The sequence below is a fragment of the Streptomyces sp. NPDC002206 genome (genome assembly GCF_053593595.1).
This window is the reverse complement of sequence record NZ_JBSFCW010000001.1, coordinates 20865-35754: the sequence shown is the minus strand read 5'-3', so window position 1 is coordinate 35754 and position 14890 is coordinate 20865. Positions and strand designations below refer to the sequence as shown.

Here is a 14890-nt window from a genome sequence, read left to right as displayed (position 1 = left end):
TACGGCGGCGTGCCCGGATCGCTACCGTGAGGCACGTTCGGCGGTTGCCCCTTCGGCAGGCCTTGGCGGACGAGTGACGACGAGGAACACGCTATGAATGAACCCAGCGAGTGGCTCATCTACCGAGGGGCCGGCGAACCGCACGGGGGCATCGAACAGCTGCCGCCCCCGCCCCCCTGGCGTGACTTCGCGGGCCGCGGCGCCCCGGACCCCGACGATGCGGACGATGACGACGGTGCGCTCACCGACGGCTCGGCCACCCGACGCCTCGGCGGCCACCGGCACCTCGCCGAACTCCACCGGCCTGGCGCCGAAGAGCTCGAAATGATCAACGCCGCGCTGTATCTGCGCCGCCCGCTGCTGGTCACCGGAAGCCCAGGCGCCGGGAAGAGCACGCTGGCGCACTCCGTCGCCCATGAACTCGGGCTCGGCCGGGTCCTGCGCTGGCCCATCGTCAGCCGCTCGACCCTCCTTGACGGCCTCTACCACTACGATGCGATCGCCAGGCTGCAGGACGTGCAGATCGCCGCGCACAGCGCCGCCGCCGGAGCCGACGCGGCGGACAACGTCGGCAGTTACATCCGGCTCGGCCCGCTCGGCACCGCACTGCTGCCCTCGGACCGGCCCCGCGTGCTGCTCATCGACGAACTCGACAAGAGCGACATCGACCTGCCGAACGATCTCCTCAATGTGCTGGAGGAGGGCGAGTTCGGCATCCCCGAGCTGGAACGGATCGCCGACCGGCTGCCCGATGGTGAGGCGGAGGTGCTGACCGACGACGGCACCAAAGTGACGGTCAAGGGCGGCCGGGTACAGTGCGCAGCCTTCCCGTTCGTCGTGCTCACCAGCAACGGCGAACGCGACTTCCCGGCCCCGCTGATGCGCCGCTGCATCCACCTGGAGCTGGGCCGCCCCGACCACCAGCGGCTCGCCACCTTCGTACGAGCCCATCTCGGCGACGAGGCGGCGCGTTCGGGGGATGATCTCATCGCCCACTTCCTGGAACGGTCGCGCAGCGAACTCCTGGCCACCGACCAGTTGTTGAACGCGATCTACCTCACGGACACCGCCGCCCCGGCCGGCCGGGACCGGCTCGCCGACCTGCTCATCCAGCGACTGGACCGGCCGAGGTGATGCGCTGATGCCCGACGCCGTGGCACGGCCCGGCCCGGACGTAGCGGGAAACGGCCCGGACCGGCAGGAGCATGCGCCGAGCGGGCAGGGGCGCGTAACGCAAGGGCAGGGATCCGCGTCGGAGCCGCACGCCGGCGGGTTGCTGCCCGCGTTCGTGGCTCGGCTGCGCGCGGCCGGGCTCGACCCCGACGCCGAACAGCTCTGCGACGCTCTCTGGCTCGCTCGGTGGACACGCCGCCCCGGCGCACCGGACGGGGGAGAAAGGCAGGACGACGCCACCGGGGCGCCCGCGCCTGCCGGGCAGTCCGACGAAGGTCCGGCCACGCCGACTGCCCGGCGCGCGACCGGCAGCAGCGCCACCACGGACGCCGCACCGGACGACGGCCGCACGGAGCAGGGGGACCCCAGGGACGCCGGCCGTCGCGTCGCCCTGTATCCCGTACCGCTGCCGAAGCCTGCGGCGCAGGGCGACGGGCACACCGGTGAGGAGGACGGTCCGCGCGGCTACCGACGCCGGAGCGCTGCCTCATTCAGTCTCGGCGTGCCCGCTGCCTCAACGCTTCCTTCTCCTCTCGAACTGCAGCGTGCTTTACGCCCGTTGCAGCGCTACCGTCCGGCCGTGCCGCCCTCGCGTCGCACCCTGGACGAGACGGCCACCGCCGAACTCAGCGCACGCGCGGGCGGGTTGATCATTCCGGTGTTCCGTGGAGTTTCCCGGGCCGACGCGCTCCTGCAGTTCGTCATGGATGCCTCGTCGTCGATGCGCGTCTGGGACCGGATGTTCGTTGAACTCCAACAAATCTTCGGACAGTTGGGAGCCTTCCGTGATGTGCAGGTGCGCTATCTGCACCGCGGGCCCGACGGCTCCTGCGCGGTCAGCCGCAGCCCCGATCCGGCCGCCGCACCGCTGAACTCGGCGGACCGGCTCAGCGACCCGACCGGCCGCCGCGTCACCGTCCTCGTCAGCGATTGCGCCGGACCGCTCTGGCACAGCGGACGTGCTCACCGGCTGCTCCACCATCTGGCCCGGCAGGCCCCTACCGCCGTACTCCAGCCGTTACCGCAGCGCATGTGGAACCGCACCCGGCTGCCGGTCACCTACGGCGCGCTCTCCCGCGGCGAAGGGCTCTCCGGCGCAGCGGCCCTCAAGGTCACCGAGGAGCCCGGTGGTGTGCCTACCACCCGTCCCGGTGCCCTCGCCGTTCCCGTGCTGCCGCCGGTGGCGGGCGCGCTCGCCGCCTGGGCAAGGCTGCTCTCCGGCGCCGGCTCCGGCCGGATCTCCGGCGCGGTCGGCTGGGTACGGGCCGACCAGCCGGCGGCGCCCGCACCCCGCCCGGGCGACCGGCTGTCTTCGCTGCAGTTGGTCAGCCGCTTCCGCTCTGCGGCCTCGCCGACAGCCGGACAGCTGGCGGTCTACCTCGCCGCGGCTCCTCTCTATCTGCCGGTGATGCAGCTGGTGCAGCGGACGATGCTGCCCGACTCGGGCCCCTCCGAGCTTGCCGAAGTGCTGCTCAGCGGACTGCTGTCGCGCAGCAGGACCGACGGCCCGGGCAGCGGGCAGTGGTACGAGTTCGCGCCTGGTGTCCAGGAGGGGCTGCTCGGACCGCTGGGCCGGGACGAGGCGCTGCTCGTGCTCAAGCACTGCTCGGAATATGTGGAGCAGCGGTTCGGCAAAGGCGGTCCGAACTTCCCCGCATTGGCCTTCGCGCAGCTCGGGGAGGGCCGGGGCGCATCTTCGTACGCCACGGACATCGGGCCGCGCATGCACGGCGGCAGCATCGGGGCATACGGCGAGAACGGGGAGAACGGCGAGAACGAAGAGGGTAACGAAAGCGGGGAGAGCGGTGGAAGCGGGTCGCGCGTTCCTCACCCCTTCGCCGAGGTAGCGGCCCGCGTACTGGAGCGATTCATGCCCCTGCCCGAGCAGTTCGCGCTCTATGGCGACCACGCGGGCAGTGATGCCCCCGACCGCACGACGCACGCGGCGGTGCAGAGCGCCCGCGCGCTCCTGCGCCAGTTCGACTCGGACAGCATGGTGCAGTACCTGATCGACGCGGTACAGCTGCTGCGGGGCGCCGTCGAACGCGAGCTGTACCCGGGCGCCGATCCCGAGCTGTGGGCCGAGTACGCCCGCTGTGTGCTGCGGCTGTGGGAGTTCCAGGGTGGCGGTGACCTGTTGCGTGAGGCCGAGCACGCAGCGGAGCTCGCAGCCGAGCAGCCCGGGGCGATACACGAACGGGCCGTTCTGGCCAAGGTGCTGCACGCCGCGGCCGACGACCGGCGGCGGCGTGGCGACCGGCGCGGCGCACTGGAGCTGCTGCGGCGCGCCGACCGCGAGTACACCGTCGCATGCGCGGCGCCAGGCCTCGACCCCGCCGAGGCGCTGCGGCTCACCCTGGAACGGGTGCGGGCGCTGGAGGCCCAGTGGCGGCTCGGCGGCGACAGCGCCCTGCTGCAGTCCGCGGCGGGCATGCTGGAGGCCTTCGGGGACATCTGGCCCGATCAGCAGAACCGGCCGGCCGCCCTCCCCCTCGCGCACGGCCGGACGCTGTTGAAACTGGCCCGGGCAACCGCCGACACCGAACAGTCCAGGGTGTACGCGGGGCAGGCGGCCCGCTCGCTGCGCACCGCGTTCGGGGCGGGCGGTGACCGGCACACCGTAGGCACCGAGGTGCGGATCCTGCTGGATCTGGTGGATGCCCTGCTGGCCTCCGGCGATGAACCGGACGAGGCTGCGACTCTGATCGACCAGGCCCTGGAGACAGTACGCGAACAGCGGCAGCGCGCCGCGCTCCAGACCAGGGCGGGCCGGGTCCGTGTCGCCCGCTACGAGCAGTGGGGCGCCCCGGCCGAACTCGTTGCGGCCGCCGAGTGGTTCGCCCGCGCGTCCCGCGGTATCCCGCGTGATTACCCGGCCCACGCAGATCTGCTTGCCGAATGGGGCGGAACACTGCTGCGGCGCGCCGAACTGCCGGACGGGAACGGGTACATAGGCGCGGCGGTGCGGGTGCTGCGCGACTGCCGCACGGAGACCCCGGCCGGCAGCATGCAGCTGGCCGAGCGGCTGCTGATGCTCGGCCAGGCGGTCATGCTGCGGCACCGGGCCACCGAGGACCGGGTCGATCTGCGAGAGGCCGAGCATCTATTCGGACTTGCTGCGCAGGAGGCCCGCGACCCGCTCACGGCGGCGCGCTGCTGGCTGGCGCTGGGCCGGTCGCACCTCGACGCCGCGCGCGCACTGCAGCGGCCGGCCAGGCTCGACGAAGCGGCCGAGGCGTTCCGGGACGCGGCGGAGTCGGCCCGGAGGGCCGAAGCGGAGCTGGAGAGTCCGCAACAACTCCAAGAGGCTGTGGAGTTGAGTGCTACGGCCAACCACTGGCGGGGTATGACGTATGAGAAGGCGGGGCGTCCCCGGGCTGCGCGCGAGGCGTACCGGTCGGCCGCCCTCGAATGGCACAAGCTGCCGGACGGCGGCGGTTCGGCGGCCGATTCGACCGCCGAGCGGCTGGCCGGTCTGGAGCGCTGAGTGCTCAATGACGAGTACTCGGAGCTGTGTTCAACGGTGGTACGTCAGGGCTGTGCGCTCACGGGCGGGCATACGGCTCTGATCCGGGTACGACAGCAACGGGGAGTCGTGATGAGCGAGTCGACGGGACGCGGTGACGAGGGTGCCGCGGACGGGCAGAACGGTGAGCCCCACAACGCGCAGGGATCCCTGCCCGATCTGCTGGAGCTTGACCTCGAAACACTGCGAACGCTGGACCATCCGGTCCTTGCGGCCGTGGTGGCGGATCTGCGGGGCCGGGCGAACCGGCCCCGGGAGATGCTGTGGGGTTTCACCAGCGCGCTGTGAGTGGCCGCTGAATCGCCGGCCCGGTCGCCGGAACGCGTTCGGATCCGGACCGACCCGTATGGTTTCGGCCCTCGGACTCCAGCGATCAGGACGTCGTTGCCCGGCCGGGTTTGCCCGTCCGGAGGGCCAGGGATACTCGCTTCGGACCGGCGCCGGGCGCCGGCCACGCGGCCGTATCGGGAGCTGTTCCAAGGGTCCGTATCACAGGGGGTGCCAGGTTGTCCCGACAGGCGACGCCCAGCGCGGCGCCCCGCACCGGCCCCGTCGGCCCGGCCCCCGTCCCGTTCGGGCAGTTCATCGTCAAGGTCCACGGCCGCTGCAATCTGGCCTGCCGCTACTGCTACCTGTATGAGGGCCCCGACCGGACCTGGCGCGACCGCCCCGCTGCCGCCTCGCCCGCAGTCCTGGGGCGCACCGCGTCGCGTATCGCCGAACACGCGGCGGTACACCGGCTGCGCGAGATTTCCCTCGTCCTGCACGGCGGCGAACCCCTGCTCGTCGGCGCCGACCGGCTGGCCGCGTTCGCCGAGCGGGTACGTGACCGGGCTCCGGCCGGCTGCACCGTACGCACCACCGTCCAGACCAACGCCACGCTGCTCACCGACGCACGCATTGCCGCGCTGGCCCGCCACGGCATCAACATCGGCATCAGCCTGGACGGCGGTCTACCCGCCCACAACGCCCTGCGTACCGACCACGCGGGACGCCCCTCCTGGCCGGCGGCGTTGCGCGGCGCCCGGCTGCTCGCCGACCGGCACCACGAGGCGTACGCGGGCATCCTCGCCGTCGTCGATCTGCGAATTGACCCGGTCGAGATGTACGAGTCGCTGCTCGCCCTGCACCCGCCGGCCCTGGATCTGCTTCTGCCGCACGGCAATTGGACCGCCCCACCGCCCGGCCTGCCCGTCACCCACCCGGCGCACTCCACTCACCCGGGCGGAATCGGGCGCCCCACCCCCTACGGCGACTGGCTGTGCACCGTCTTCGACCGCTGGTGGTCGGCCGGCCGACGGGAGACAAAGGTCCGGCTCTTCGAGGAGTGTCTCGCGCTGCTGCTAGGTCTGCCCGCAGCCACCGAATCGCTCGGACTCGACCCGGTCAACGCCATCGTGGTCGAGACCGACGGCGCGATCGAGCAGATCGACTCCCTCAAGTCTGCCTATGACGGGGCCGCGGGCACGGGGCTCGACGTCTTCCGCCACACCTTCGACGACGCCCTGCGTCACCCCGGTGTCGCCGCCCGACACGGGGGCGCCGATGCGCTCGCCGCCGTCTGCCGCACCTGCCCGCTGCTCACCGTCTGTGGCGGCGGCCATTATGCCCATCGCTACCGCGCAGGACACGGCTTCGCCAACCCCTCCGTCTACTGCGCCGACCTCGACCGACTGGTCCGCCATGTGGCGGCCCGGCTGGCCGAAGCGACCGCAGGAGACCCCCCATGAGCGCAGCCCTCCCCGACCGCGCGCTGCGCGATCTGGGCCGCACCGAAGGCGACACCGAGGCCCTGGATCTACTCGTCCGCGACCAGGACACCCGTCGGCTCGTTCTGCTGCGCGCCCTGCTCGATGCGGCGACCGCACCCGCGACCGGCCGCCCGCCGGAGTTGCTCGACCGGCTCCACGAGGATTGGGCGCTGCTGGCGGCGGCCGAACGCGCAGACCGGGCCGCCGCACGCGCCGTACTGCTCCATCCACTCGTGGGTCCCTGGGCCGAACGCTGCCTGAATGCTCTTACGGCCGGCGCGCCGGTCCAGGAACTGCGCGCCCGTCTCGGCCACTTGGGGGCGCTGGCAGCCGCGGCCGCGATCTGCGCCGGACTGTCCTTCGCGACACGGCTCACCGCGCGCGGCACCCTGCTGCATTTGCCGACGCTCGGCGCCGTACGCGTGAGCCCGGGAACGGTCGGTCTTGCGGCGGGGGACGGGGAGCTGAGAATCCGTGAGGAACACGGTTCGGCCGTGCTCGTGCGGGTCGACTCCGACGGCGCGAGCTCCTTGGACCCGCGCTGGCTGCCGGTGCACACCCTGCCCGCCGTGCTGCCGGGCGGCAGCCCCGTGCCGCTGGACGATCTCGACCCGTACCGTGCCGCGGGCCGCGGCCTCGAGCACCATGGATTGAGCGGCGCCGTTCAGCTCGACGACGCCGCACGCAAGGCCTGGACCGAGTCCTGGTCGGGCGTGGAGCCGATGCTTCGGATCGGCGGCGACCACCGGGGGGCCGAAGCGGCCGCCCTGCTGCGCTGCCTGGTGCCGCTCGGCGCGCCACCCGGGTCCGCAGCCTCCGGCGAGGAGGCGGCGCACTGCAGCGGTACCCGGCGCGAGGCGTTCGGCGCTGTTCTCAGCAGCCGGCCGGCCGGCGCCGCCCATCTCGCCGCGACCCTCGTGCACGAGCTCCAGCACACCAAACTGGCCGCGCTCAGCGCCCTCGTACCCTTGCATCACGAGGACACCGCACCCCGGCACTTCGCACCCTGGCGTCCCGATCCGCGTCCCTTCGACGGGCTGCTGCAAGGGGCCTACTCGCATATCGCGCTCGCCGACTATTGGCAGCGCTTCGCACTCGGCGCCGAACGTGTCACCTACACCCAGCGCGATCTGGCCTGGTCCGAGCACGCCCGCCGGCGAGAGCAGGTCGGCGCCGTCCTGCCCGTTCTCGCCGGATCCGGTGCGCTGACTCCCGAAGGACGGGTGATCGTCAACGAAATGATCACGCTCTACCACCGTCTGGCGGATTGGCCACCCCCAATGGGGCACGTGGCCCGCGCACGGGCGTACGTGAGCACGGCCCGGGTGATATGGCAGCAGAGGAACCATTCCGAGCGCGCGTGACAGGGTGCCGCGGATCGTGCGGCAGCAGACTTCAACAAGGGGTCCGACCCGGTCGCCGGTGTATGTTAATTGGGCTTGTATCGATGCAGGGAGACGGTTGAATGCCCGCAGCGCGTAAGCAAGTTGGAGCAACGGGGACGTCCACCGTCACCATCAGTTTCGCCGGGTTCAACCGGGCCTGGGCGGCCTGGATCGGGGACCGTCTCGAACGGCGTGGTGTACGGGTCGTGTTCCAGCGCTGGGATCCCCCGGTGGAAACGCCGCTGGAGGACTCGCTGCGGGACCTGATGCTTGCCCCCGGCCGCATCCTCGTCATTCTCAGCGACTGGTACTTCCAGCTGGGCCCCCGCAGCCAGGGCGAGTGGAACAAGGCGCTCCGTGAGGTGGTCGCCCCCGACGCCGATCGCTTCGTGGCCGTCTCCATCACCACCGCCACCATGCCTGGTGCCACCTCCGTCTTCGCCGCAGCCGACTTGACCAACGTCGGTGCGGAAGAGGCCGAGCGGCGCATGCTCGCCCGCCTCGACCTCACCGCCGGCCCGGTGCCGAGGCCCGCAGACGCGAAGCCCGCGCCCCGTTTCCCGGCCGACACCCCCGAGGTGTGGGGCGGGGTGCCGCGCCGCAACACTCGGTTCACCGGCCGTGAAGGGCTGCTCAACGAGGCGTACCACGCACTTCAGGAGGCGGGTCCCGGCGCGGGCGTCGTCACGCTGCACGGCATGTCCGGGGTCGGCAAGACGCAGCTGGCCGCCGAGTACGTCTACCGCTTCGGTGCCGAGTACGACGTGGTCTGGTGGGTGCCCGCCGACCGCCGCGCCATCTACCGGCAGAACCTTGCCGAACTCGCACCGGAGCTGGGACTGTCCACCGGCGCCGAGTACGGTGAACGGCTGCGTGCGGTCAGGGACGCGCTGCGCCGCGGCGAACCGCACTCCCACTGGCTACTCGTCCTCGACGGAGCCGACGAGCCCGAACAGATCTGGGACCTGGTGCCAACCGGACCGGGACACGTGCTGATCACCTCACGCAACCCGGAGTGGGGCGAGCACAACAGCAACCTCCTCGAAGTACCGGTCTACCGCCGGGACGAATCGGTGGCCTTCATCCGCCGCCGCGCTCCACGGCTGACGCACACCGAAGCCGACCAGCTGGCCGAGGCGCTGGAGGATCTCCCACTGTTGCTCGACCAGACGGCGGGCTGGCTCAACGACTCCGACATGTCGATCGAGGAGTACATCGAACTCCTCCAGGGCGGCATCGACCAGGACGTCGTCAAGGTCTCCAGGGACTTTCCGGTCGCCTTCCAAACGGCCTGGTCGATACTGCTGAACAAGCTCAAGGAGACCGTCCCCGAGTCCATCGACCTGCTCCGCCTGTGCAGCTTCTTCGCACCCGGCTCCATTCCCGTACGGCTTTTGAAGGAGATGCCGCCCGGTGAGCTGCCGGAACAGCTCACCGGTCTGATGAACGATCCGCTGCTGTGGAACCGGGCGATCAGCCAGCTGCGGCAGTATTCCGTGGTCCGGTTGGAGTCCCATGAGTCGGTGGACGAGGAGGCCTCGTCCACCGGGGAGTCGCTCTATCTGCACCGCATGGTCCACCAGATCGTCGGCAAGGACATGCCGGAGCGGGACCGCAAGGAGTTCATCGACGTGGTCCGTCGTGCTCTTGCGGGCGCGGACCCCGGCCGGCCCATCGACGCCACCCAGTGGCCCGCGTACGCCGAGATCACCCCGCATCTGAAGTGGGCCGACGTCCTGGAGAGCACCGATCCCGCGGTGCACACCCTGGTCCTCAACTGTTTGCGCTACATGTACTTCTCGGGCGAGTACCGGGCGGGCATCAAGCTCGGCGAGCGGGCCATGACGGCCTGGCGCGACCTGCTGGGCGGAACCCACCCCCGGCTCTGGGACCTCAGTTACAACCTTGCCAACCTGATGCGGGCCGTCGGCGACTACGCGGGCACCGAGGCCATGGAGCGGGCTGTGGTCGACCATCTGCGGGCCGAGCGCGGCGGACAGGACCTCGAGCATCTGCGGGCCGCCAGCGGCCTCGCGGCGGACCTGCGGGGTCTCGGCCGCTACGAGGAGGCGCTGGAGATGTCCGGCTGGATCCTCTCCACCTACCGCGAACTACTCGGAGACACGGACTCCCGAACCGTCAACGCCCAGAACAACCTGGCGATTTCCCTGCGGCTGCTCGGCCGGTACGAGGAGTCCCGGGAGCTCAACCGGCGCACTCTGGAGGCGCGGCGGCAGCTGCTGCGGGCACGGCACAGCTGGACCCTCATCTCCGAGATCAACTACGCCACGGACCTGCGGCTGCTCGGCCGCTACAGCGAAGCCGAATCGCTCCAGGCGCAGAGCGCCCGGGTGCACCGGATCGTCCTCGGTGAGGACAACCCGCAGACGCTGCTCGCCGAGCACAACCTCGCTCTCTGCCGCTACCGCAGCGGCGAACGAGGCAAGGCCGCACCCGCGTTCACCAGGATTCTGGAGCGCTGTGAGCGGGTACTGGGCGAGAACGACCCGCTGACCTTGATGTTCGCGGCCAGCCAGAGCTTCTTCGCGCGCGAGCACGCCGACATCGACCAGGCCAGGACCATAAGCGAGTACGCAGTGGACGGCTACACCACGATGCTCGGCGAGGATCACCCGTACGTCGCGGGAACCCGCTCCAACCACGCTCTGATCCTGCGCAGTGTCGGCGAGCGGGACCATGCCCACATGCTCACCGAGGAAGCGCTCGACCAGATGACGCAGGCCGTGGGCGAGAACCACCCATGGACGCTGGGGTGCGCGATCAATACCTCGGCGCTGCGCAATCTGGTGGGCGACCCGGAGTCCGCCGCCGCGCTGACCGATGCCTGTGTCACGCGGGCCACCGAGACCCTCGGCCGGACCCATCCGCTGACGCTCTCCACCCGGATCGCACACGCGGCGGATCTGCGGGGCATCCGGGACAACCAACGCGCCGACAAGGTCGAGACCGAGGCACTGGGCGACCTCGTTGCCACGCTGGGCGCCCAGCACGTGCACACGATCTCGGCGCGCTCCCGGACCCGTCCGTTCTGGGACTTCGAGCCGCAGATCATCTGACACCTCGGCGGGCTACACCCCGCACACGCCGGAGGGCCCGGCCTCGCGATCACTCGCGGGGCCGGGCCTTCCGGTTCGTACAGCCGCTGATCAGGCCTCGAAGACCTCGGCGACCAGCTGAGCCTGCTCCGCCTGGTGCCGCTTGGCCGAGCCGACCGCCGGGGACGAACCGTGCGGCCGCGAGATGCGGCGCAGGCGCTCCCCGTGCGGGACGTCGGCGCCGACGGCCAGGTCCAGGTGGTCGATCAGGTTCAGGGCGATGAACGGCCAGGCGCCCTGGTTGGCCGGCTCCTCCTGCGCCCACAGGTACTTCTCGGCGTTCGGGTACTTGGCGATCTCGGCCTGGAGCTCGGCACCCGGCAGCGGGTACAGGCGCTCCAGACGGATGATCGCCGTGTCCGTGACACCGCGCTTCTCGCGCTCGGCCTCCAGGTCGTAGTAGACCTTGCCGGCGCAGAAGACGACCTTGCGGACCGCGTTCGGGTCGACCGAGTCGTCGCCGATCACCGGGCGGAAGCCGCCGGTGGTGAACTCCTCCACCTTCGACGCCGCCGCCTTGAGACGGAGCATCGACTTCGGGGTGAAGACGATCAGCGGCTTGTGGTGCGGGTTGTGCACCTGCCACCGCAGGAGGTGGAAGTAGTTCGACGGCAGCGTCGGCATGGCGACCGTCATGTTGTCCTGCGCGCAGATCTGCAGGAAGCGCTCCGGGCGGGCGGACGAGTGGTCCGGGCCCTGGCCCTCGTGGCCGTGCGGCAGGAGCAGCGTGACGCCGGAGGTCTGGCCCCACTTCTGCTCGGCCGAGGAGATGAACTCGTCGACGACGGTCTGCGCGCCGTTGACGAAGTCACCGAACTGGGCCTCCCAGATGACCAGCGACTCCGGGCGGGCCAGCGAGTAGCCGTACTCGAAGCCCATCGCCGCGTACTCGGAGAGCAGCGAGTCGTAGACGTTGTAACGGGCCTGGTCGTCGGCCAGGTAGAGCAGCGGGGTGTAGTCCTCGCCGGTCACCTGGTCGACGAGGACCGCGTGACGCTGACCGAAGGTGCCGCGGCGGGTGTCCTGGCCGGCGAGCCGGACCGGAGTGCCTTCCATCAGCAGCGAACCGATGGCCAGGGTCTCGCCCATGCCCCAGTCGATCGTGCCGTTTTCCACCGAGGCGGCACGGCGCTGCATCTGCGGCATCAGGCGCGGGTGGACCGTGATCCGCTCCGGGATGTTGACCTGGGACTCGGCGATCCGCTTCACGACCTCCTGGGAGACCGCGGTGGTGACGGCGACCGGGAACTCGGGCTGCGCGTCAGGGACATGGGTCTGAGCCGGAGCCGAGGTGGCTTCGCGGACCTCCGCGAAGACCTTCTCCAGCTGGCCCTGGAAGTCCTGGAGCGCCTGCTCGGCCTCTTCCAGCGTGATGTCGCCGCGACCGATCAGCGACTCGGTGTACAGCTTGCGCACCGAGCGCTTCTTGTCGATCAGGGTGTACATCTGCGGGTTGGTGAACTCCGGGTTGTCGCCCTCGTTGTGACCGCGGCGGCGGTAGCAGATGAGGTCGATCACGACGTCCTTGTTGAACGCCTGGCGGAACTCGAAGGCGAGACGGGCCACCCGGACGACGGCCTCGGGGTCGTCGCCGTTGACGTGGATGATCGGCGCCTCGATCATGCGCGCCACGTCGGTGGCGTACATCGAGGAACGCGACGACTCCGGCGCGGCGGTGAAGCCGACCTGGTTGTTGATCACCACGTGCACGGTGCCGCCGGTGCGGTAGCCACGCAGCTGCGACATGTTGAGCGTCTCGGCGACGACGCCCTGGCCCGCGAAGGCCGCGTCGCCGTGGAGCGCGACGGGCAGGACCGTGAAGTCCGTGCCGCCCTTGTTGATGATGTCCTGCTTGGCGCGGGCGATGCCCTCCAGGACCGGGTCGACCGCCTCCAGGTGCGAGGGGTTGGCGGCCAGCGAGACCTTGATCTGCTCGCCGTCCAGACCGGTGAAGGTGCCCTCGGCGCCCAGGTGGTACTTCACGTCGCCGGAGCCGTGCATCGACCGCGGGTCGAGGTTGCCCTCGAACTCCCGGAAGATCTGCGCGTACGACTTGCCGACGATGTTCGCCAGGACGTTCAGCCGGCCGCGGTGGGCCATGCCGATGACGACCTCGTCGAGGCGGGCCTCGGCGGCGGAGTCGATGACGGCGTCGAGCAGCGGGATGACGGACTCGCCGCCCTCCAGCGAGAACCGCTTCTGGCCGACGTACTTGGTCTGCAGGAACGTCTCGAACGCCTCGGCGGCGTTGAGACGGCGCAGGATCCGCAGCTGCTCCTCGCGCTCCGGCTTCGGGCGCGGACGCTCCACCCGGTCCTGGAGCCACTTGCGCTGCTTCGGGTCCTGGATGTGCATGAACTCGATGCCGGTGGTGCGGCAGTACGACTCACGCAGCACACCGAGGATGTCGCGGAGCTTCATCATCGTCTTGCCGGCGAAACCGCCGACCGCGAAGTCCCGCTCCAGGTCCCACAGGGTGAGGCCGTGCTCGGTGATGTCCAGGTCGGGGTGCTTGCGCTGGCGGTACTCCAGCGGGTCGGTGTCGGCCATGACGTGACCGCGGACCCGGTAGGAGTGGATCAGCTCGAAGACCCGCGCGGCCTTGGTGACGTCGTCGTCGTGCGAGGCGTCGATGTCCTTGAGCCAGCGGACCGGCTCGTAGGGGATGCGCAGCGCCTTGAAGATCTCGTCGTAGAACTCGTTCTCGCCGAGCAGCAGCTGGGCCAGGATCCGCAGGAACTCGCCGGAGGCGGCGCCCTGGATCACCCGGTGGTCGTACGTCGAGGTCAGCGTCATGACCTTCGAGATGCCCAGCTTGTTCAGGGTGTCCTGGGAGGTGCCCTGGAACTCCGCCGGGTAGTCCATCGCGCCGACACCCATGATGAGGCCCTGCCCGGGCATCAGGCGGGGCACCGAGTGGACGGTGCCGATGCCGCCGGGGTTGGTCAGCGAGGCGGTGACTCCGGTGAAGTCGTCCATGCCGAGCTTGCCGATGCGGGCGCGGCGGACGATGTCCTCGTACGCCTGCCAGAACTCGAAGAAGTTGAGCGTCTCGGCCTTCTTGATGGCCGCGACGACCAGCTGGCGGTCGCCGTTCGGCTTCACCAGGTCGATGGCCAGACCGAGGTTGACGTGCTCCGGCTTGACCAGGGTCGGCTTGCCGTCCTTCTCCGCGAAGGAGTAGTTCATCGACGGCATGGCCTTGAGGGCCTGCACCATCGCGTACCCGATGAGGTGCGTGAAGGAGATCTTCCCGCCGCGGGCGCGCTTGAGGTGGTTGTTGATGACGATGCGGTTGTCGAAGAGCAGCTTCACCGGAACGGCGCGGACGGACGTGGCCGTCGGCAGCTCCAGCGAGGCGTTCATGTTCTTCGCAACGGCGGCGGACGGACCGCGCAGCGTCACGTACTCGGGGCCCTCGGCCGCCGCGGTGGCCGGGGCCGCCTTGGCGGGGGCCTTCGCGGCCGGCGCGGCGGGTGCCGCGGGCGCGGCCTTCGCCGGAGCGGCCGGGGCAGCGGGTGCGGCAACCGCGGGCGCCGCCGGTGCGGCGGGTGCGGCGGCCGGAGCCGGAGCCTGGGCCACGGGCTGCGCCGGAGCGGCCGGCGCGGTGTGGTCGGTCTGCGCCGGTGCGGTGGCAGCCGGGGCCGGAGTTACCGCAGCCCCCGCGGCTGCGGCGCCGGGAACGGGCTTGTCCGCCGTGCCGGACGTACCCGGCTTGTAGTCGGCGAAGAAGTCCCACCAGGCACGATCGACCGAATTGGGATCCTGGAGGTACTGCTGGTAGATCTCGTCGACGAGCCACTCATTGGGGCCGAAAGCGGCAGCCGGGTTTGCACCCGGGCTGGCTTGGTCGGTCGAGATGCTCGAGTTACTGGGGGACTGAGACGACACGGCGGCAACCGCCCTCTTCCGCTTCACAAGGTGATGGACAGCGGAAAT

7 protein-coding genes are annotated in these 14890 nt (G+C 70.6%); 6 read left to right on the top strand and 1 reads right to left on the bottom strand.

Annotation, left to right across the window (positions count from 1 at the left end; genetic code table 11):
- Window positions 1–93: 93 nt before the first annotated feature.
- The 6 genes from ACWCP8_RS00130 (at window position 94) to fxsT (ending at window position 10912) form a co-directional block, all read left to right on the top strand.
- Window positions 94–1134, top strand: coding sequence for an AAA family ATPase (locus ACWCP8_RS00130; protein WP_451113801.1), 1041 nt, complete (start codon window positions 94–96; stop codon window positions 1132–1134).
- A 7-nt stretch (window positions 1135–1141) separates the two neighbouring features.
- Window positions 1142–4660, top strand: a complete 3519-nt coding sequence (locus tag ACWCP8_RS00125; protein ID WP_451113800.1) for an SAV_2336 N-terminal domain-related protein — start codon at window positions 1142–1144, stop codon at window positions 4658–4660.
- Window positions 4661–4771: 111 nt separating this feature from the next.
- Entirely contained in the window at window positions 4772–4987 is a 216-nt protein-coding gene (gene fxsA / locus ACWCP8_RS00120) for an FxSxx-COOH cyclophane-containing RiPP peptide (protein WP_352266430.1), read from the top strand.
- A 218-nt stretch (window positions 4988–5205) separates the two neighbouring features.
- Entirely contained in the window at window positions 5206–6429 is a 1224-nt protein-coding gene (locus tag ACWCP8_RS00115; protein ID WP_451113799.1) for an FxsB family cyclophane-forming radical SAM/SPASM peptide maturase, read from the top strand.
- Window positions 6426–7814 (top strand): aKG-HExxH-type peptide beta-hydroxylase, encoded by a 1389-nt coding sequence (locus ACWCP8_RS00110; RefSeq protein WP_451113798.1) that lies wholly within the window; start codon window positions 6426–6428, stop codon window positions 7812–7814. The genes ACWCP8_RS00115 and ACWCP8_RS00110 overlap by 4 nt, the downstream gene beginning before the upstream one ends.
- Before the next feature lie 101 nt (window positions 7815–7915).
- On the top strand, window positions 7916–10912 hold the full coding sequence (gene fxsT, locus ACWCP8_RS00105; RefSeq protein WP_451113797.1) for an FxSxx-COOH system tetratricopeptide repeat protein: 2997 nt from the start codon (window positions 7916–7918) through the stop codon (window positions 10910–10912).
- 90 nt (window positions 10913–11002) lie between these two features.
- Here the strand turns inward: fxsT and ACWCP8_RS00100 are convergent, their stop codons facing one another.
- Window positions 11003–14842, bottom strand: coding sequence for a multifunctional oxoglutarate decarboxylase/oxoglutarate dehydrogenase thiamine pyrophosphate-binding subunit/dihydrolipoyllysine-residue succinyltransferase subunit (locus ACWCP8_RS00100; RefSeq protein WP_352266434.1), 3840 nt, complete (start codon window positions 14840–14842; stop codon window positions 11003–11005).
- Window positions 14843–14890 lie beyond the last annotated feature (48 nt).

Coding starts and splice junctions, on each gene's coding strand:
- fxsA (WP_352266430.1), top strand. CDS start 4,772: ATGAGCGAGTCGACGGGACGCGGTGACGAGGGTGCCGCGGACGGGCAG.
- ACWCP8_RS00130 (WP_451113801.1), top strand. CDS start 94: ATGAATGAACCCAGCGAGTGGCTCATCTACCGAGGGGCCGGCGAACCG.
- ACWCP8_RS00125 (WP_451113800.1), top strand. CDS start 1,142: ATGCCCGACGCCGTGGCACGGCCCGGCCCGGACGTAGCGGGAAACGGC.
- fxsT (WP_451113797.1), top strand. CDS start 7,916: ATGCCCGCAGCGCGTAAGCAAGTTGGAGCAACGGGGACGTCCACCGTC.
- ACWCP8_RS00110 (WP_451113798.1), top strand. CDS start 6,426: ATGAGCGCAGCCCTCCCCGACCGCGCGCTGCGCGATCTGGGCCGCACC.